The following is an 18,627-nucleotide window of genomic DNA, read 5'->3' on the forward strand; positions in this document are numbered from 1 at the left end:
GTCGACAGGACGGGACCAAACTTATAGCTACACCAAACCTATATCTACGGTATCGGGATTTACCAGATGCCGATGAGCCGCCACCAGCCCAGACCCACGGTCAGGAAGATGGCCACGGTCACCAGTCCGCAGATCAGACCAATACGCAGGAACTCGGAGGTCTTGACGTATCCGGCACCGTAAATCAAAGCCGCCGGTCCGGAAGCGTAATGGGTCATGGCGCCGATCAGACCGCTGGCGCATCCCAGCATCAGCGCAGCGGGCATGGCCGGGACCCCGGCAGCCACGGCCACGCTGACGAAGAGCGTGTAGATGGCCGCCACCTGGGCCAGCTCGGAAGCGAACATGTAGTGGATGAAGAAGTAGAAGATCGTCAGAATGATCAGGACCAACACCCAGGGCATGCCCTTGACCAGTCCGGCGATGATCTCCCCCGCCCAAGTGGTGACGCCCAGGGTGTTCAGCGGTTCCGCCATGCCTACCAGAACACCAAAGAAGATCAGTGTGGACCAGGCCGACTTGTTGGCCACCATGTCCTGCCAGGTGATGATCTTGGTGCACAGCAGCACGGCCACGCCCAGGAAGGCCACGGTGGTGGAGTTGATGTGAATCACCGATCCGGTGGCCCAGAGGACCAGCATGACCAGGAAGGTCACGGCCATGATCCACTCGTGCATGCTCAGCGGACCAAGTCCCTTGAGTTCATCCTTGGCATCCTCCTGAGCCTGGGGCACGTTCCGCAGGGTGGGCGGGAAGATGCGGTAGATCAGGGCGGGAATGAGAATCAGGCAGAGCAGGCCAGGCACTATGCCGGCCAGGGCCCAGGTGCCCCACCCGATGTCCACATGGAATTTCTGGGCCAGCTGTCCTACGACCGGGCCCGCCGCCATAGCCGTCAGGAACATGGCCGATGTAATGGCGTTGACGTTGTTGGCCGTGATCGCCAGGTAGGCGCCGATGCGTCGCCGGGATTCATCAGTGTCCGGCTTTGAATCCTGCACATCACTGATTGATGTAATGATCGGGAAAAGGATGCCGCCCAGGCGAGCCGTGTTTGACGGGGTGGCCGGAGCCAGGACCAGGTCGGCGGCCGAGAGCCCGTATGCTATGCCCAGGCTGGACTTGCCCAATCGGGAAAGAAAGACCAGGGCGATCCTGCGGCCCAGTCCGGTGGAAACAAAGCCCTGAGCGATGAAGAAGGCCGCCACGATCAGCCAGATGGAGGCACTGCCCAGCCCGTTGAAGGCCGCCTTCTTGGGGTCCAATGCCCCGGTCAGCATCCCCACGGTCATGCCGATGATGGCCACCGCCGATGTGGGCAGAGGCTGCAGAATCAGCCCGAGGATGGTGCCCACGAAGACTCCCAGCATGTGCATACCCTGGGCGGTCAACCCCTTGGGTGGCGGAATCAGGAAGATGACCAGCCCTACCGCTACGCAGATCAGAGCCTTGACCAGTTGGCCCGTATTGAACGGCTGCCTGGCTCCCGTCTTGGGGTCTCCCCCGCCCCCGCCTGTTCGTACTGTTTCACCCATCATTGCTCCTTCGCTCATGGTCCGGCGTATGACCGCCTGAAAACCGCCGACCTCTTCGTCGGCTTGCTCATGTGGACTTATGCTATGCGGCAGGCGGCAGGGGCGACAAATAAGCGCTGCCTATATGGGGAAGGCCATGACCGGCAGCCGTTGATGACATAAAAGACCCGTCGAAGACCGGCGATAGGGACTTAAGAACATATAGACAATGCTTATTTGCCGGGCCGCCAAGGGCTTTTCTAGGCTGATTGCAGAGGTCCGGCAACGCGGCCGGCCCCAATCGTGAAGGACAAGTGAGACCATGACAGGATTCGATACCATCAACGATTCCTATGCCAACCGAGGACTGGGATTCGACTATGAACAACGGCGCGAACTCAAGCTGGACGGGCTGCTGCCTGCTGCCGTACAGGATGATGAACAGCGCGAGCGCATCGTTTACCGCCGCTTCCTGGCCCAGCCCACCGATCTGGACAAGCGGCTCTACCTGATGAGCATCTGCCGCACCGACCGTCGCCTCTTCTACAGGAGCATGGACAAGCACCTGACCGAGTACATGCCCATCGTCTACGCCCCCACCGTGGCCCAATCCATCCAGCGCTACGACGAGTTCTATTCAGGCAGCGACGTGGCCTACATCTCCATCGATCACCCCGAGGGGATCGGCGACGCCCTGGACCAGTACGCCGGCGACCGACCCATCGACCTGGTGGTCTGCACCGACGCGGAAGGCATTCTCGGCATCGGCGACTGGGGCGCCCAGGGGGCTGAGATCCTGACGGGCAAGCTGGCGGTCTACACCGCTGCTGCCGGAATCGATCCCTCTCGCGTTCTGCCGGTGATGGTGGACGTCGGCACCAACCGCCAGGCCCTGCTGGACAATCCGGACTATGTGGGCAACCACTTCGCCAGGGTCAGAGGCCAGCGTTACGACGACTTCATCGACGACTTCGTCCAGCAGGTCCTGCAGCGCTATCCGGAGGCCCTGATCCACTGGGAGGACTTCGGCAGGCCCGAGGCGGCGCCTGTCCTCAAGCGCTACCAGGACCGGATCCTGACCTTGAACGACGACATCCAGGGCACCGGCGTGACCGTACTGGCCGCTCTGATCGCCGCCAGAAAAATCGCCGGAGCCGACCCCAAGGACACCAGGATCATGGTCTTCGGCGCAGGGACCGCCGGCGTGGGCATCGCCGATCAGATTGTGGACGACCTGATCATCCGCCAAGGCATGGATTCAGAGACTGCGCGCAGCAGGGTTCTGCTCTTCGATCGTCAGGGTCTGATTGAGCAGGGTCTGGACGATCTTACCGAGGGCCAAACACGATATGCCCGCAAGCCGGATGAATTCGCCTCAGTCACCGACAAGACCTCGCTGGCACAGGTTGTCGACGCCTTCCAACCCACGGTGCTCATCGGCACCTCGACCAGGGCAGGAGCCTTCAACCAGGACGTTGTCGAGGCCATGGCCAAGCATGTGGAGCGACCACTGATCTGCCCCATCTCCAACCCCACGGAACTGGCCGAGGCCAAGGCTGCCGATGTAATCGCCTGGACCCACGGCCGCGGCTTCGTCATCACCGGCACCCCCTCAAAGCCTGTTGACTACCAGGGGGTCACCTATTCCATCGGACAGGGCAACAACGCCCTCATGTATCCCGGCATCTGCTTCGGGGCCATCGTCGCCAAGGCACGGCTGGTCACCAAGGGGATGCTGTTGGCCGCAGCCTACGCCATCTCCGACATGATCGACGTGGACAAGCCCGGAACCGCCGTGCTGCCGCCGGTGGCCGACCTCAAGGAGATCTCGCGCCGGGTCGCCACAGCTGTGGCTGAACAGGCCGTCCAGGAGGGTCTGAACCGGGAGCCGATTGAGGATGTGGACGCCGCCGTGGCCAAGGCCCAGTGGCACTATGATGCCTGAGCGAAACCGGCACCTTCGCCTCTTGCGATGTTGAGATTGGGGCCCGGCCGTCACAGTTCATAACCTATGATCGTGGCGACCGGGCCCCAATCATAAGTCGGGCCCTGTCAATATTCTCAAGGGTCAATCTTCTCAAGTCCAGCTAACGATGATAGTCTAATAATAAGTAGTCTTTCGCCAGAGTTGACGGATAAGCAATACTAATCTGAGCAACAATCAAGGGAAGCGGCTCATGACCTATATGGATAATGTCCGCGACCTCGAGCTGCTTACCATGCTGGCCCGGTACGGCAGTTTCACCGATGTCGCGTTGGAGGCGGGCATCTCCCAGCCTGCGGTCTCGCAGGCCATCAGAAGACTGGAAAAGCGCCTGGGAACCAAGCTGGTCCTACGTCAACGATTCGGAGCAGGTGACGGCACACAGCTCACCCAGGCCGGAAAAACAGTGGTGGAGCATGTCGGACAGGCCCTGGATCTGATCAACTCCCTGCCTGAGGCCTTGGCTGCGCGGACCGGCATTCGACGGCGCACCATAGGCCTGCCGCCCATCATCTCATCGCTGCTGAGCTCCGGACAAGGGCAGCAAGAGCAGTGTGGCCCAGACAAGAGCACGACCGTAGAAACCATAGGATCTCAAAAACTGCTGGACCAAATAGAGGCCCACCGTGTGGACTACGGGGCTGTAGCAAGCGTCGACGAATCGCTGAGCGTGGATGGCGTCGAAACGACCAAGCTGGCATCCTTCCCCTTCGGCATGGTCTGCACTCAGTCCATGGTCGAACGATTGGGTACGGCAGGAATGACCAGTCTGCATCCCGAGGATCTGGCCATGCTTCCGGGGGACGTTCCCTTCGCCACCCTCAACCGTGATTTCGTCCATGCCCAGGCAGCGGAACGGCTGATTCACCTATCTGAACCAGTCAGTCATCTGATCGAGGTCTCCGACGTGGAAACACTGAAAATGGTGACCACATCCGGGCTGGTCTGCAGCCTGATCACTGCTGCTGGCGTACACCCTGGCGACGGCCTGCGCTTCATCCCCTTCGCCGGGGATGACATGCCTCGTTTCAACATCTTCCTCTTCAACGACACCAAGCGGGAGGCTTTCCACGAGGACGTGGAGGAGGTGCACGCCTTCAGCGATTATGCCACCAGTCGACTGGGCTCTATGGCTTGACCAGAATTGGAATCAATGCCCAAGGAGAAGCGGGAATAACTATAACGTCCATCTGTTGTATACTGACGAGGCTGGTCCGCAATGGCACCGGCAGAGCTTGATAATTCAAGATTGGGGCTGATCGGTTTCGACGGTGACCTGTTCGTCGCAGGGAAGCGTGCCGAGAACGCGGGGGTCCGCTCGTTAATGTCCTCCCGCAAACAACAAGTGCTAAATCTAACCGCACTGAGTTCGCTCTCGCTGCCTGAGCTTCGCGCCAGGATTAACCAGTGAGCAGCTGCTCCGTTCACTCCCCTTCGCCTTCGGGGGGATGCTGAGCGTCATTAAGAAGACTTGCCTGGACTGCCGCGCCACAGGGCGGTTCGGGGACTTTTTCTGCGGCTATGCCCGCCACCGGTTGTCTGCGACACAGGTGGGGGCAGACAGATAGCCACAAAGGCCAGCAGACTACGCACGTAGAAGACTGAGGGTGCGGTCACCGGACCGGGGTTCAATTCCCCGCAGCTCCACCAGAAGAGGAAGCGTCGAACTCTTCTTTTACAAGAATGAGTTTGCGCTTGTGTAGAGGTTGGGGGACGCCTGATGGCGTCCCCTTTCCGTTTTCGTTGATACGAAACGCTGTATTTTTCGTTCTGAGACGTTTTAAGCCCGTTGGGGTACTCGTGTACCCCTCGGGCTTTTTTCGTGCCTTAAAACGCCTCTGAAGCGGTCGGAGGATATTCGACCATGTGCATCTCGCGTCCGCTCGATGCAAGGGTGGCCGCCCTGCGGGCGGCAGTTGGATGTGGGTGAACGTACAGAAGGGATGCGGCATGGGCTTGGCATGCTAAGCCTATTTGTGCGTTCCGTCGTTCGTGCACGCTACCCTGCACACCATGCACACTATCCTGCACACCATGCACATTATCCTGCACACCATTTTTGGCCATAGTGTGCAGCTTAAATCCTGATTTATCAGGGTTTTTAGGGTTAGTGCACACTATGCACACCATTTTTCAAGTCTTATATATGGCAAAAATTTATACCTCGTTCGCGTATATATATGTCATTGGAAAAAAGGTGTGCATGGCGTGCAGGGAGGCAAGAAATCATCGGGAAAGCCCATAAACACGAGAAATCGCCTGCACACTATGACGTACTTTTGGTGTGCAGCGAAGTGTGCATGGCGTGTCGAAGGTGTGCAGCGCACGTCGGAAGGGCACCCTTTTCCTTGGCGTGCTTCTTCTGCCTCGACTTTTCAGGAGGGGCGCGGGCAGAAGATTATTTGAACCGATTTCTGCCCATAAATGAGCGGAAATAGGCTCTGACCTGCGGCGACGGGAAAATTGATATTGCTTTAATTGCCTTAATAGCGTATAACGAAATATGTATAGATGAATGGCTCAGCACCCGTCCCGTCCTTGATGCGGGGTTGCTACCGGGAATAGGAGCCGAGCGCTCGGTCGAATAGGCCGTGCGTCACGGGCGAAATAACGAACACGAAGCTCCCGTGGAAACCGAGATAGACAAGGCTTTGCGCCTCTGTCCTTCTTTGGTTTCCACGGGAGCTTTTTTTGTTTCGCGAAAAGGACTTTGAACATGGAGGTGGCTGGTTATGGCTAAAGGAAAGAAGCAAGTAAAAGAGGTAAATCCCTCTTACATGACGACGCGCGAGGTGGCGGCGTTCCTCGGTTCGAGCGCGGGGACGCTCTGCGTCTGGCGTTGTCAGGGCAAGGGGCCGAATTACTACAAGGTAGGAAACGCAGTTCGCTACAAGATTGACGACGTTGAGGCGTGGAAGAACGCGAACGTGAAGCACGTCGAACTGACGAATTAAGGAGGTGAGAACATGGAGGTAAAAGAAAACCGCCCCGACGCCTGCACAGCTTCCGGGACGGCCAAATCCATAATAAGTATTTTAGCACAGATACGCCTGATATTCAAGAGGAATTGACAGGACCCTTTCTTCCCGATGATTGTGCAGCGGACATCGTGTCGTTCTGCTCCGAGCAGACTATCGCGAACGACGATTTGTTGGAGTATGCGACGCTGTTCTATCTGCAGGGCATCGACCCCGAGAACCCGCCTTCGCGCGATACGCTCAAGTTCGAGCTTCTGACGCTGACGAACCGTTGCATCGACGCGTACAACTTGGGCAAGCGCGACCCGAACGCGGGTCCCGGTGCGAAGCAGAGGGATGCCTATCCCGACCAGAAGCAGGGCGCGGAGCGCTACAAGCGCCTTTCGGGTCTCCATACCTTGCAGATTGCCATCATCCTGTACAAGCTGCACCATGCGGTGGGCATCCTTTGGAACAACTCGCATGACGACGGCAACTTTGATATCGGCATTTACCAGTACAGAGGCGACAACGAGGGCTGCTATGACGTTGGCGAGCAGAATCTGAAGAGCCTTATCCGCAGCTATTGCAAGACGGGCACCATCAAGGACGTAAATGAGACCATCGAGACTCTTCGCGCGATTTGCCCTCGTGTGGAGCGCTGTCGCGACCGCGATTTGGTCGCCGTGAACAACGGCATCTACGATTACGGCAACAAGATTCTGATGGCGTTCGACCCTGCGTTCGTCTTCACGAGCAAGAAGCACGTCGATTTCGTTGACCACGCCCAGAACCCCGTCATCCACAACGACGAGGACGGCACGGACTGGGACGTCGCGTCGTGGATGAACGAGCTGTCCGACGACCCCGATGTGGTTGCGCTTCTATGGCAGATTATCGGCGCAACGGTTCGTCCGTATGTGAGCTGGAATAAATCCGCATGGCTCTATTCCCCTCCGGCAACAACGGCAAGGGCACGCTCTGCACCCTGCTTCGCAATCTTTGCGGACCGGGCGACTGGACTTCCATTCCGCTGAAGAACTTCGGCAAGGATTTCATGCTCACGTCGCTGATGCATGCGTCCGTGATTATCACCGACGAGAACGACACGGGCACGTTCGTGGACGACGCGGCGTCGCTCAAGAGCATCATCACGGGCGACCCGTTCCAGATGAACCGCAAGAACCGCGACCCGCGAGACGTGCTTTTCAACGGTTTCATGGTGCAGTGCGTCAACGAGATTCCGAAGGTTCGAGATAAGTCCGAATCCATGCTCCGCCGCCTGCTGGTGATTCCGTTCAAGAAGCGTTTTCAAGGCAAGGAGCGCAAGTACATCAAGGACGACTACCTGCGCCGCAAGGACGTTCTCGAATACGTGCTGTACCACGTGCTCGCCGAAACGGACTACTACGAGCTTGATGAGCCGGAGGCTTGCTTGGAGCTTCTGGATGAGTTCCGTCTGACGAACGACCCGGTTCGCCAGTTCCTTGACGACATCCTAATACGGGCGACATGGGACGTTTTGCCATGGCAGTTCGTATTCGATTTGTATCGCCATTGGTTTATTCGCAACAACCCGAGCGGACGATGCCAGAGTCGCAAATCGCTCATCAACGACGTCAAGGAAATCATCTCCGATTACGAGGGCTGGGACTATTCGGACAATCCGGTTTCCATCCCCGACGAGATGTACGAAACGCCTGAGGGGCTGGTTGGCATGTATGGCGTCTTTGAGTGGGAGGAGCAGGGATATCGAGGCACGAATGCAAGTCGCTCCCGCTCGTATCACGGTTCAAAACGCACTCGCGGTCTCGTTCGCGTAGGCGTGGCCGCTTCGGAAGATGCAGCAATAACTGATTCAACGAACAAGGAGGAATAAATCATGAGCAATTTGACGCCTGATGAGCTGGCTCGACTTCGCCTGAAGGCGAAGCACGGGACGCTCACGCCCGAAGAACAGCGGGCGTACAACGACTATGTGACGGAGCAGCTTTCCGCTGTTCCGTCGCCGCCCTCGGGTACTGTACCGCCTAAGAAGGATAAGCCGAAGCGAAACATTGATGCGATTGATGTTGTGCGCAAGATTGCCGGTGTGGCGGTGATTGTTGCCGCGCTTGTATTTCTTGGGCCGAAACTTCTCAGCTTTGGCACTGATTTACTTGGTGATGCAATGAACTTCACCACGGCGGTGCACGATGCGGCAGATGCGCAGCGCACTGGGAACGCGCATTATGTGGCAACCTCTCATGAGGCTGGCACGATTGACTTTGAGCGTCCCGATGTATTTATCAACGGTGAGTATTTCATCGCGATAAAGTCGGATGCCCACTATGGCGTTTTGAGCATCGCTTGTGGTGCGTACGATGCAAACGCTCCCGATAAGACGAACAAGTACAACACCATACCTGACTATTTTGATGTGCGTGGCGGTATTGGTATGGCTGTTGTTGATGTTGATAGTGAATATACAATTCGCGATAACGAGCTTCGCACTGTTCTTGAGGAACACGGTCTTAGCTACGACACGTTCTGTTCGAATGCAGCTGCTTTCAATCTGAGCGAGAGTGAACTGGCCGATTTGACTGCACAGATTGCATCAGCGATTACATACGGAGACATCGCGAATTATCCCATGACTGAGGATACAACGTTCACTTATACGACCAATGGTCATCCTTATCAGGCCGACGAGGATATGGATGATTGGGTTGTGTTTGCTGGTTCTGATGCTGTCATCCATATAAGTTACCCGGACAATTTCACTCTCGATGGTTCTGTTGATGGTTCCCAAATGTTCGTAGATGCACAGCCGACTTCGGCTGTGGAGCAGTAGCTATTTCACTAACAAGGAGGAGTAAATCATGAGCACTAAGAAGAAGATTTCCGACATCGACAAGGCGATTGAGGAGATGCAGCAGCGCAGTGACGAGTGCTTCAAGCACATCGGCAAGGTGATGTACGAGAGCTGTCCCGAGCTGGGCGACATGAGCGTCACCGACATGCGCAAGGCAGGGCGCTACCTGCACAAGTTCTTGACCGAGAAGGCACCTTCGCAGGGTGCCTCCCCTGCCCGAAACGGCGCGCCCGTCGCGTCCGATTCGGGTAGCACGACCGTCCCGGACGGACGCGAGCCTATGCCCGTGACGGGCTATGGCGAGGGCATGTAGCGAGGCAGTCGTGCCTCCTATCCGGCACCCCGCAAGGGGTGTCCGGGGTGCCCCGTTCCGAATGGGATGCTTCGCCGAGTCGTCGGTGAAAGCTGGTCGGGAACAGGGCGCATCTGGGGGTTCGAAGGGGGCAGTGAAAACTGCCCCCTCGCGAGCGGGACGTGTAACGACAAAACGAAGGATTTTTCGACGCAGTAGAAAAATCCGAAGTTTTGTAGGGACAAGTCCCATGCTCGCTCCTTTTTTAGTGTCGAATTTGCTGTCGAAAAATCAACGCACACGTTGCATTAAAAAAGGAGGTGTTTTACGTGGGTGTGAGTTTAGATATGAGGAGCAGCCGCGTGCGCCGTCATGCGGCTAAGAAACCGAACAAGGGGCGCACGGTTCAGGTTCGGTTTTCGGACGAGGCGCTTGCCGCGCTGGACGCGATTTGCTCCGAGAAAAAGATGACCCGCTCCGCATTTCTCCGCAGTTGTGTGGAGAAGGTACAGAGCGGGGATGTTGAACCGACGTACGTTGTGACAAGGAACGCCGATGCGGAGCGTATGGCATCCGAGGCAAAACACATCGGCGTCAACGTGAACCAGATTGCGCGGGTGCTGAACGCGGAGTCCAAGTCGCATCCGGGTTCGCTCCCCTCGGGCGTGCTCGGCGAGTGTAAGACGGGTCTCGAAGAGGTGCGTGGCGAGCTGTTGAAGCTGACCGATGAGGTGGACGGCCTGCGCACCGATTTCGGCAAGGATGTGTTCACCGCCATGTCCCTGCTGTGGCGTGACCCGGACGTCCCCGAGAGGATACAGGAGCTGTGCGATTACTGGTACGGCGAGCGTGGCGAGAAGATTCTTTTTGGCTGGGGTGGAAGCTGATGTCAACGACGCATATCCAGCCCCTGCCGAACGTCCGTGGACGCATGTCGTACACGGAACTCGGAGAGGGCAAGAAGCGCACGCGCAATATCCGCGAGGGGACGAACCGCATCGCCGCCCAGATGGGCGACATGGGCACCCGCGAGGACTTCATCCGGTTCTGCTCCGCCCTGCGCAGGCAGAGTCAGGGGACGAGGTTGAACGAGGGCTATGAGCTGCGCGTCTCGTGGTCCCCCGAAGAGCTTTCCAGGGACAGCCCCGAGGACATCCAGCGGGCGTGCGAATACGGCTACCTCCTGTGCAAGGAGGTAGCCCCGAACGCTCCCTGCTGGGTCACGGTCCACACCGACGGCGAGTGCGGCTGCGTGCACGTTCATGCGACCATCGCGAACCATGATTTGGTATCCGGCACGGCCATCGCGCACGGCACCGACCACGCGACCGTGAAGCGCAAGAACGACCGGCTGAGCCGCGAGATGGGGTTCACCGTCGTGGGTCCCGAACCCGCCAAGGAGAAGACCACATGGGCCGAGCGCAAGGAGCAGTTCGGCATCGAGTCCTTCGAGCGCCTTCTGGGCAACCGCGTGGAGGACGCCCGCAACCATGCGAACAACATGGAGGAGTTCCTTGAGGAGCTGAAGATTCGCGACGTCGAGCTGACCGAGACCCGCAAGGTTGACAAGAAGACAGGAGAGGAGACCGTGGGCTGGAGCTACAAGTCCCACGACCTCTACGGAAAGAGCAAGCGCAAGAGAGGGCGCCGTGCCTCCAACCTCGCCGACGACCTGACCCGCGAGGGCGTCGAGGCGCACTTCGAGGAGAAGCAGCGCGGGCTTGAGGCGCAGGAGCAGGACGCCCCGGCACCGGAAGTCCTTCCCGACGTGCCCGAGACGGCAGAACCGGAGGAGCAGCCCTCTACGGATTCCGCTCTCGACGTGTACGACCTCGACCAGTCCGACGTGTCGGAGATGGCGTCCGACCTTCAGAAGGCGCACATCCACCGCTCACGCGAGGAGGGCAAGCCCTTCATGGACGAGCGCTATCAGCAGATTGTCGAGGCGGGCAATCACCCGGACGAGCAGCTGGCGAAGCTGCGCAAGGACGTGGACGCCGCAAGGCGCGAGTTCCATGCCTCCAAGGAGGCGCTCGACACCCTGCAAAGCCCGTGCCCGGGGCTTCTGGCCGGCATGCACGTGTTCGCCAAGGCGGGGCGCAACGCCAAGGACCCCGTGTCCCGCATGATGGCCGACATGACAGCCATGATGCTGCGCATGATGATTCAGCAGGTGCTCGCGGAGGAACGCCGCAGGCAGCGCGAGGAGGCGGAGAAGCGCGTGTACGAGTCCCGCAAGAACATGTGGGATGCCGAGAAGCGCCTCAAGGTAGCGGAAAATGCGCTGTCCAACGAGGACGAGCGCGAGTCCAAGGCGCGTGCCAAGACCGTGCAGGCGCGCTATGCCAGGGCGCGAAGTGTCAGCCCAAGCACTCCGAGGTCGGCGGGCAAAGACACGCAGTTCGGCGAGTAGCCAAAAAGATGAGGGAGCAGCGTCAAGCTGCTCCCTTTCTCAATGGATTTCAGGCGCTGGCACGTAGTCCCAGCTGGTCCCGAAGTGCGTGGAAAATCTCGTCCAACGGTGCCCAGTCCCCGCTCACGGGCTACGAAGAGACCTTCAGAAGGGCTGTTGACGGACGTACATGCAAGGAGCGGAAAATCGGGGTTTTCGCCGCCCGCTCGTTTATGAGTTGATTCGGAAAACGTGGCGGAGCGGACGGAGCGAAGCGAGGGCGTGAAGCCCGTTTGGAGACCAGCAAAAGCCCAGATAAAGCCCCAAAAGTGGCAGTTGAATACGCATTTGTCGGCTCATATAATTAAACATGGAAATACATAATTAATTAAATACATAGCGTGCTGAGGATATGAAGACGATTTTGGTATGCAATCAGAAGGGCGGCGTTGGAAAGTCCTTGGTCGCCGACGAGATTGCCTTCTCCTTCGAGCGCTCCGGCATCCCCGTGAGCTTCTACGACTTGGACACGCAGGGCGGCACGCTGCACAAGACGCATGAGGCGGACGGTGCGCAGGTCGCCGTGGTGGACACGCCGGGGGCATTGCAGGAGGCGTTGTCGGACTGGCTGAAGGAGGCGGACGTGGTGGTCATCCCGACCAGAACCACGTCGAAGGACATCGAGCCGCTGATGCGCATGCGCAAGGCGGTGTTCAAGAACGGTCGCGCGAAGATTGTCTACGTGATGAACGGGTGGAACCGCTTCAAGGCGTCCCGCGACTTCATGGGGTGGTTCGAGGGTCTGGCGGGCGACCAGACGGTGGCCACGCTGCCCCAGTCCGAGGCGTTCGTTCAGGCGGGAGCTGCTGGCAAGTCCGTGGTCGAGTTCGACCGACGCGGCAAGGCTGCGAAGGCGACTCTTGCTCTGGTGGACACGGTGCGCGAGGCTGCGGGATTCCCGAAGGAATAAGTAATTGATGAATCAAGTAAAAAATGAATGACGGAGTTCACGAGTATAAGCCCTGTTAAGGCATGAGCGGCAAGCCTATAAGACCTTAGGAACCTACCGACTGTGACGGGTCGGTCTGGGACGGGCACAGCGTCTGAAATCGCAGATTTGTGACGAGCGGTGAACGAAGGCGGCTATCCATGGGGTAGGTGCCTTCGGTTGCCGCTCTTTTTTCGTGGCTCCTCCGTCAACTGACGAGAGGAGACATGAAATGGCAGGTAATAACAGTAATTTAGGCGCTGCAAAGCGTGCGAAGAACGATGAGTTCTACACCCAGTTGACGGACGTCGAGAAGGAACTCCGTCATTATCGTAAGCATTTCCGGGGTGCAACAGTGCTCTGCAACTGCGACGACCCGTTCGAGAGCAACTTCTTCAAGTTTTTCGTGTTGAACTTCAATCGTCTCGGATTGAAGAAACTAATTGCGACGTGTTATGAGGGGTCGGCTGTTGCCGAGTACCGTGACGGCAAGGCGAAGCCTTATAAGGCGGTCGTCACAACGGTGCATGACACGACCGGGGACGGCGGCGTCGATATGGAGGATGTCCGTAACTTGTTCGAGCTTGGCGAGAACGAATTGGCTGAGCTTGAGGGTGATGGTGACTTCCGCTCCGAGGAGTGCTTGGCACTGCTCGATGAGGCGGACATTGTCGTGACAAATCCGCCGTTCTCGCTGTTTCGCGAGTATGTGGCCGTCCTGATGGAATACGGGAAGAAGTTCATTATTATTGGCAACAAAAATGCTATTACATACAAAGAAATCTTTCCTTTGTTGAAGGATAATTTTGTATGGCTTGGCAGTAAATCACCGTCTGAGTTTTTTACACCTGATGGTATGACGAAGCGTGTTAATGGTTTGACTCGTTGGTTTACTAATCTTGACATTAAGAAGCGTCATGAAGAGCTGATTCTGGTCAAGAAGTATGCAGGACACGAGGATGAGTATCCAAAGTATGACAACTATGATGCTATCGAGGTGTCGAAGGTTGCGGATATTCCGTTTGATTACGACGGCGTTATGGGAGTACCGATAACGTTTCTGGACAAATACTGCCCCGACCAGTTCGAGATAGTGGGATTTGGCAGTGGAAGTTTTGGCGTTGAGGTCGGCGTCAAGGGATATCGAAAGGAATATTTAGATAAGTTGGGTGGAACGGTGCCCGCTAAGGGCAATCTATATTATGTGATTGAGGATAGTCCCGTCACGCCGTATAAGCGTATTCTCATCCGTAACAAGCATCCTGAGTTGTAAAAGCGCAGGTCAGAGGCGTGTTGTGTATAGACAAATACGCCTTTATGATGTATAATTGTACAAATGTGTAAATGATTAAAGGAGGTCGAGCCATGGCGAATATATTCGAGAAATACGCTGCCGACCGTGAGGCCGAGCAGAAGAAGATAGAGAAGGCCGTTGTCGCCGACACGGCCGCTGACGAGAAGCGCACGACGCTCTCGTTGTCGCTCACCGTGAGCGACAAGAAGGCGCTCAAGATGATGGCTGCGGAGCGCGAGACGACGATTGCCGCAATCATCCACGAGTGGGTACAGGAGCATCTTGAGGAGGTGAGCGAGTAAGTGGCTGGAAATTCGAGCCTTGGCGCTGCGAAGGACGCCAAGAATGACGAGTTTTATACGCAGCTTACGGATATAGAGAAAGAGCTTCGCCACTATCGCAAGCACTTCAAGGACAAGACGGTGCTTTGCAACTGCGATGACCCGTTCGAGTCCAACTTCTTCAAATATTTCGTGCTGAACTTCAACCGCCTTGGGTTGAAGAAACTGATTGCGACGTGCTATGCGACGTCACCCATCATGGGGCAGCAACTCTCGCTGTTCGATGTCGTGGGCGGTGACGAAGACAAGAAGGGCAAGCCGTACAAGGCCGTAGTAACGAAGGTCTACGACGTGACCGGGGACGGTGGCGTGGACATGTTCGACGTCGCGGAGCTGTTCAAGCAAGGGGAAAACGAACTTGTTGAACTTGATGGCGACGGCGACTTTCGAAGTCGCGAATGCATGGGTTTGCTGGAAGAAGCTGACATAGCTGTGACAAATCCGCCGTTTTCGCTTTTCCGTCAGTACGTTTCGACATTAGTGAATTTCAAGAAGGATTTTGTCATCATCGGTCCCGACAAGGGGCGCAAGTATAAAGAGACGTTCCCCTTAATCAGGGATAACAAAATGTGGCTTGGTGCCACAAACCCGAAGCGCTTTTACGTGCCCGATTCCTATCAGAGCGATAGCATAAAAGTTGGCGATGACGGTCGCCGATACATGCAGATGGGAAATATCTGCTGGTATACGAACTTAGATATCAAGAAGCGGCACGAGGAGTTGATTCTTTTCCAGCGCTATGCGCCCGAAAAGTATCCCTCATATACGAATTTCGATGGGATTGACGTAGCGCATGTTAGCGATATCCCGTGTGACTATGCCGGTGCTATGGGCGTGCCGATTAACTTTCTCGATAGCTATAACCCTGAGCAGTTCGAGATTATCGGATTGGGTGAAGGCGATTTAGCTAAAGAGATTTCTATTACTCGAAATCACGAGGGTCGTACCAAACTTGAATACCAAGATGGTAACGGTGCGTATAAACGTCCGTTTGCGCGTATCGTTGTACGCAACAAGCATCCTGAGCAGCCGAAGGAGGTGCAGCAGTAATGCATATCGAAGAGCGCAAGGTGACTGTTCGTGAGGTCACCGAAGGATATTTCAACGACGCCGAGGAAGGCGTTGTCGGCTACGACGACCAGCTGGACATCCGTCCGAAGTACCAGCGTGAGTTCGTCTACAAGGACAAGCAGCGCGATGAGGTCATCCGTACCGTGATGAAGGGCCTGCCTCTCAACGTCATGTACTGGGTTGACCGAGGCGAGCAGTACGAGGACGACCCGGACGAGCCGAGGTACGAGGTTCTGGATGGCCAGCAGCGTACTATCTCGCTGTGCGAGTACGTTGACGGGTCGTTCTCCGTGGACGACAAGTATTTCTACAACCTGCCGGGCGATAGGCAGAAGCAGATTCTCGATTACGAGCTGTTCGTGTACGTCTGCGAGGGAACGGATTCCGAGAAGCTGGAATGGTTCCGCATCATCAACATCGCAGGTGAACAGCTTACCGACCAAGAACTGCGCAACGCGGTGTATGCGGGTCCATGGGTGTCCGACGCCAAGCGTTATTTCTCGAAGACGGGCTGTGCGGTGTCTACGCTCGCGGACGATTACCTGAAGGGTTCGAGCATCCGTCAGGAGTTCTTGGAGACGGCCATCTCTTGGGCCGCTTCCGCCGAGGGCAAGTCCATCGAGGGCTATATGGCGGAGCATCAGAACGACCCGACGGCACAGGCCCTGTGGAGCTACTTCCGCTCGGTTATCGAGTGGGTACAGGCTGTGTTCCCGAAGAAGCGCAAGGAGATGAAGGGTCTCCCGTGGGGCTTGTTCTATAACGAGCATCATGAGCGTCGCGACCTCGACCCGAAGGCGCTTGAGGAGCGAGTGAGCGCACTGATGGCGGATGAGGACGTACAGAAAAAGTCTGGCGTCTATGAGTACCTGTTGACGGGGAACGAGAAGGCGCTGTCCATCCGCGCGTTCGACCAGCGTACGAAGCGTGAGGCATACGAGCGCCAGGGTCACAAGTGCGCCATCTGCGGCGAGGAGTTCGAGTTCGAGCAGATGCACGGCGACCATATCAAGCCGTGGAGCAAGGGCGGGCACACAACACCCGATAACTGCCAGATGCTCTGTCGCGATTGCAACCTGAAGAAAGGTGCACAGGAGTAAGCCAATAAAGCCCGTCGCTCTTTTGGGCGACGAGCTTTATAATTAAATGCGTATTTACGCAATTCATCATATAGAAGGAACTAACGTGAAAGCCTATAAGCAGAAATTACGGGAGGGGGTGAACCTATGGCACGTAAGAAGAGATTCGCGCCGAACGATAACAACCTTGCGATAGCGTACTATCGCTTTTCGTCCCACTCGCAGAACGACGCAAGTATCGACCAGCAGCGCGAGCTTGTCCACGACTGGGCGGATGCGCACGGCTTCAAAATCGTGCAGGAGTATGAGGACGCGGCAATATCCGGCACCACGGACGCACACCGGGGTTCCAGCAGATGCTGTCGGAAGTCGCAAAAATCCGTCCTCATACCCTCATCATGTGGAAGACCGACCGTCTGGGACGCGACAAATACGTTCTGGCGATGGCGAAGAAGAAAATCCGCGACGCGGGATGCGAGATTCACCTGCTCGCCGAGAATATCCCGACGGAGGGACCCGAAGGCGTCCTCATCGAGGGATTGATGGAGGCCATGGCGGAGTATTACAGCCGCCAGCTGTCGCAGAACATCCAGCGCGGCATGGACTACAACGCGCAGCGCGCCCTGTACAACGGCCATAAGCTGTTCGGCTATGACGTGGACAGGTCCACGAAGAAGTACATCCCAGACCCGAACACAGCGCCGTTCGTGCAGTGGGCGTTCAGGGAATACGCATCGGGCAAGCCGCTGAAGACCATTGCCGAGGAGATGAACGCGCAGGGCCTGCGCACGCCGAGGAACGCGAAGTTCAGCGTGAACATGCTGAACAAGATGCTCAAGAACCGCGCCTACATCGGCGAGTATCACCACGGCGACATCGTGGTCGAGGGCGGAATGCCCGTCCTTGTCGACAAGGCGACTTTCGACAGGGCGCAAAGGCGGTTCGCCGAGAACAAGCGCAAGGGTTCCCAGCGGGCGCACGGTATGGACGAGAACGAGGCTCCGCGCTATTTGGCTTACGGGCAAGCTCTATTGCGGTGAGTGCGGGAGCACCATGCAGGGCGTGTCCCGGTACGAGCAAGACCGGACGGACGTATTACTACTACTATTGCTCCGCCCAGCGCAGGAAAGAGTGCCACCTGCACAAGGCCCGCAAGCAGGACTTAGAGGACATGGTGCTGTTCGCCTTGCATAACATCGTTGACGACGAGGAGAACGTGACGGCGCTCGCTCTGGATGCGGCGGAGTATTACGAGAAGAACCGCAACGACACCGCGTATCTCGAAGCGCTGGAAGCGAAGCGCAAGGAAGTGGAGAAAAGCCTTGCGAACCTCGTGAAGGTCATCGAGAAGGGTGTGGTCAGCGATACGGTGACGGAACGTCTCACGCAGCTCGAAGAGCAAAAGCGTGCCCTGAACGATGCCATAGAGACGGAAAACGTCCGCGTATCGTTGTGCGAGGACAAGCACAGCATTCAGGCGTATTTCGACAAGTTCCTGCATGCTGACGTGAACGACCCGGAGATTCGAGACCAAGTTTTCGAGTATTTCGTGGACAAGGTCTATATGTACGATGATAAGCTCGTCGTGAGCATGTGGTTCTCTGAGGACGACAAGCAGGAAATCACGTGGCGGGACTGGTTTTCGCTGGATGAGTATTGGACCGACGAATCCCCTTTTGTTAAAGGGGGAAGCGTTGAGTTCGACTGCTTCCCCCTCAGCTCCACACGACAAGGGCCAGCCGAGGCAACTTGGCTGGCCCTTTTGTTGTTTTGCACGCTTTAGACCATGCGTGTCTCTACTGCTTACTGGCCGACACCTGTTCGCCGGCATCCATTCAGCAATCGCCGAGATCCAGAATGG

The 18,627-nt window shown here is 57.0% G+C and carries 17 protein-coding genes, 1 other RNA gene and 1 pseudogene; 18 read left to right on the forward strand and 1 reads right to left on the reverse strand.

All coding sequences use genetic code 11. From position 1 onward, the window contains the following. Positions 1-59 precede the first annotated feature (59 nt). Positions 60-1,535, reverse strand: a complete 1,476-nt coding sequence (locus H3U90_RS00820) for a DASS family sodium-coupled anion symporter (protein WP_198176657.1) — start codon at positions 1,533-1,535, stop codon at positions 60-62. 301 nt (positions 1,536-1,836) lie between these two features. On the opposite strand from H3U90_RS00820, the gene H3U90_RS00825 reads away from it, so the two are divergent. The 18 genes and pseudogenes from H3U90_RS00825 to H3U90_RS00910 all read left to right on the forward strand — a co-directional run bounded on the left by H3U90_RS00825 (position 1,837) and on the right by H3U90_RS00910 (position 18,549). Then, the gene (locus tag H3U90_RS00825; protein ID WP_198176658.1) at positions 1,837-3,459 is read left to right on the forward strand and encodes an NAD-dependent malic enzyme; all 1,623 of its coding nucleotides are present in this window, start codon (positions 1,837-1,839) and stop codon (positions 3,457-3,459) included. A 232-nt stretch (positions 3,460-3,691) separates the two neighbouring features. Continuing rightward, positions 3,692-4,636, forward strand: coding sequence for a LysR family transcriptional regulator (locus H3U90_RS00830; RefSeq protein ID WP_198176659.1), 945 nt, complete (start codon positions 3,692-3,694; stop codon positions 4,634-4,636). Between the two features lie 113 nt (positions 4,637-4,749). Next, positions 4,750-5,148: a transfer-messenger RNA gene (gene ssrA / locus H3U90_RS00835) on the forward strand. Between the two features lie 1,082 nt (positions 5,149-6,230). Continuing rightward, on the forward strand, positions 6,231-6,452 hold the full coding sequence (locus H3U90_RS00840) for a helix-turn-helix transcriptional regulator (RefSeq protein WP_198176660.1): 222 nt from the start codon (positions 6,231-6,233) through the stop codon (positions 6,450-6,452). A 113-nt stretch (positions 6,453-6,565) separates the two neighbouring features. Continuing rightward, on the forward strand, positions 6,566-7,492 hold the full coding sequence (locus tag H3U90_RS00845) for a hypothetical protein (protein ID WP_198176661.1): 927 nt from the start codon (positions 6,566-6,568) through the stop codon (positions 7,490-7,492). After that, complete coding sequence (locus H3U90_RS00850; RefSeq protein WP_198176662.1) at positions 7,396-8,334, forward strand: phage/plasmid primase, P4 family; 939 nt, start codon at positions 7,396-7,398, stop codon at positions 8,332-8,334. Before H3U90_RS00845 ends, H3U90_RS00850 begins: the two co-directional genes overlap by 97 nt. Positions 8,335-8,337: 3 nt before the next feature. After that, complete coding sequence (locus tag H3U90_RS00855; protein WP_198176663.1) at positions 8,338-9,288, forward strand: hypothetical protein; 951 nt, start codon at positions 8,338-8,340, stop codon at positions 9,286-9,288. A gap of 28 nt (positions 9,289-9,316) precedes the next feature. After that, entirely contained in the window at positions 9,317-9,622 is a 306-nt protein-coding gene (locus H3U90_RS00860; RefSeq protein ID WP_198176664.1) for a hypothetical protein, read from the forward strand. A gap of 341 nt (positions 9,623-9,963) precedes the next feature. After that, positions 9,964-10,488 carry a plasmid mobilization relaxosome protein MobC gene (gene mobC, locus H3U90_RS00865; protein ID WP_332460565.1) on the forward strand — a complete coding sequence of 175 codons (525 nt, stop codon included), beginning with the start codon at positions 9,964-9,966 and terminating at the stop codon, positions 10,486-10,488. Continuing rightward, positions 10,488-12,014, forward strand: a complete 1,527-nt coding sequence (locus H3U90_RS00870; RefSeq protein ID WP_198176666.1) for a relaxase/mobilization nuclease domain-containing protein — start codon at positions 10,488-10,490, stop codon at positions 12,012-12,014. Before mobC ends, H3U90_RS00870 begins: the two co-directional genes overlap by 1 nt. A 391-nt stretch (positions 12,015-12,405) precedes the next feature. Continuing rightward, a complete protein-coding gene (locus H3U90_RS00875) occupies positions 12,406-12,963 on the forward strand; it encodes a ParA family protein (protein ID WP_198176667.1) in 558 nt (185 codons plus the stop codon). A 250-nt stretch (positions 12,964-13,213) separates the two neighbouring features. Beyond that, on the forward strand, positions 13,214-14,254 hold the full coding sequence (locus tag H3U90_RS00880; RefSeq protein ID WP_198176668.1) for an adenine-specific methyltransferase EcoRI family protein: 1,041 nt from the start codon (positions 13,214-13,216) through the stop codon (positions 14,252-14,254). Positions 14,255-14,346: 92 nt separating this feature from the next. After that, positions 14,347-14,577, forward strand: coding sequence for a hypothetical protein (locus H3U90_RS00885; RefSeq protein ID WP_198176669.1), 231 nt, complete (start codon positions 14,347-14,349; stop codon positions 14,575-14,577). Continuing rightward, positions 14,578-15,666, forward strand: a complete 1,089-nt coding sequence (locus H3U90_RS00890; RefSeq protein WP_198176670.1) for an adenine-specific methyltransferase EcoRI family protein — start codon at positions 14,578-14,580, stop codon at positions 15,664-15,666. After that, positions 15,666-16,787, forward strand: a complete 1,122-nt coding sequence (locus H3U90_RS00895; protein ID WP_198176671.1) for an HNH endonuclease family protein — start codon at positions 15,666-15,668, stop codon at positions 16,785-16,787. Before H3U90_RS00890 ends, H3U90_RS00895 begins: the two co-directional genes overlap by 1 nt. Positions 16,788-16,913: 126 nt before the next feature. Further along, a pseudogene (locus tag H3U90_RS00900) lies at positions 16,914-17,326 on the forward strand (recombinase family protein); the annotation flags it as partial. Positions 17,327-17,365: 39 nt separating this feature from the next. Next, positions 17,366-17,806: a recombinase family protein gene (locus tag H3U90_RS00905; RefSeq protein ID WP_232341305.1), complete on the forward strand. Its 441-nt coding sequence runs from the start codon at positions 17,366-17,368 to the stop codon at positions 17,804-17,806. 131 nt (positions 17,807-17,937) lie between these two features. Further along, positions 17,938-18,549 carry a hypothetical protein gene (locus tag H3U90_RS00910; RefSeq protein WP_198176674.1) on the forward strand — a complete coding sequence of 204 codons (612 nt, stop codon included), beginning with the start codon at positions 17,938-17,940 and terminating at the stop codon, positions 18,547-18,549. Positions 18,550-18,627 lie beyond the last annotated feature (78 nt).

Origin of the sequence: Bifidobacterium sp. W8103, assembly GCF_016100775.1 — a bacterium.
Taxonomy (GTDB): domain Bacteria; phylum Actinomycetota; class Actinomycetes; order Actinomycetales; family Bifidobacteriaceae; genus Bombiscardovia; species Bombiscardovia choladohabitans.

What these genes read in the sequence shown, in the direction of transcription:
- H3U90_RS00820 (WP_198176657.1), bottom strand. Translation starts at nt 1,535, where the DNA reads ATGGGTGAAACAGTACGAACAGGCGGGGGCGGGGGAGACCCCAAGACG.
- H3U90_RS00825 (WP_198176658.1), top strand. Translation starts at nt 1,837, where the DNA reads ATGACAGGATTCGATACCATCAACGATTCCTATGCCAACCGAGGACTG.
- H3U90_RS00830 (WP_198176659.1), top strand. Translation starts at nt 3,692, where the DNA reads ATGACCTATATGGATAATGTCCGCGACCTCGAGCTGCTTACCATGCTG.
- H3U90_RS00840 (WP_198176660.1), top strand. Translation starts at nt 6,231, where the DNA reads ATGGCTAAAGGAAAGAAGCAAGTAAAAGAGGTAAATCCCTCTTACATG.
- H3U90_RS00850 (WP_198176662.1), top strand. Translation starts at nt 7,396, where the DNA reads ATGGCTCTATTCCCCTCCGGCAACAACGGCAAGGGCACGCTCTGCACC.
- H3U90_RS00855 (WP_198176663.1), top strand. Translation starts at nt 8,338, where the DNA reads ATGAGCAATTTGACGCCTGATGAGCTGGCTCGACTTCGCCTGAAGGCG.
- H3U90_RS00860 (WP_198176664.1), top strand. Translation starts at nt 9,317, where the DNA reads ATGAGCACTAAGAAGAAGATTTCCGACATCGACAAGGCGATTGAGGAG.
- H3U90_RS00870 (WP_198176666.1), top strand. Translation starts at nt 10,488, where the DNA reads ATGTCAACGACGCATATCCAGCCCCTGCCGAACGTCCGTGGACGCATG.
- H3U90_RS00875 (WP_198176667.1), top strand. Translation starts at nt 12,406, where the DNA reads ATGAAGACGATTTTGGTATGCAATCAGAAGGGCGGCGTTGGAAAGTCC.
- H3U90_RS00880 (WP_198176668.1), top strand. Translation starts at nt 13,214, where the DNA reads ATGGCAGGTAATAACAGTAATTTAGGCGCTGCAAAGCGTGCGAAGAAC.
- H3U90_RS00885 (WP_198176669.1), top strand. Translation starts at nt 14,347, where the DNA reads ATGGCGAATATATTCGAGAAATACGCTGCCGACCGTGAGGCCGAGCAG.
- H3U90_RS00895 (WP_198176671.1), top strand. Translation starts at nt 15,666, where the DNA reads ATGCATATCGAAGAGCGCAAGGTGACTGTTCGTGAGGTCACCGAAGGA.
- H3U90_RS00905 (WP_232341305.1), top strand. Translation starts at nt 17,366, where the DNA reads ATGGACTACAACGCGCAGCGCGCCCTGTACAACGGCCATAAGCTGTTC.
- H3U90_RS00910 (WP_198176674.1), top strand. Translation starts at nt 17,938, where the DNA reads ATGGTGCTGTTCGCCTTGCATAACATCGTTGACGACGAGGAGAACGTG.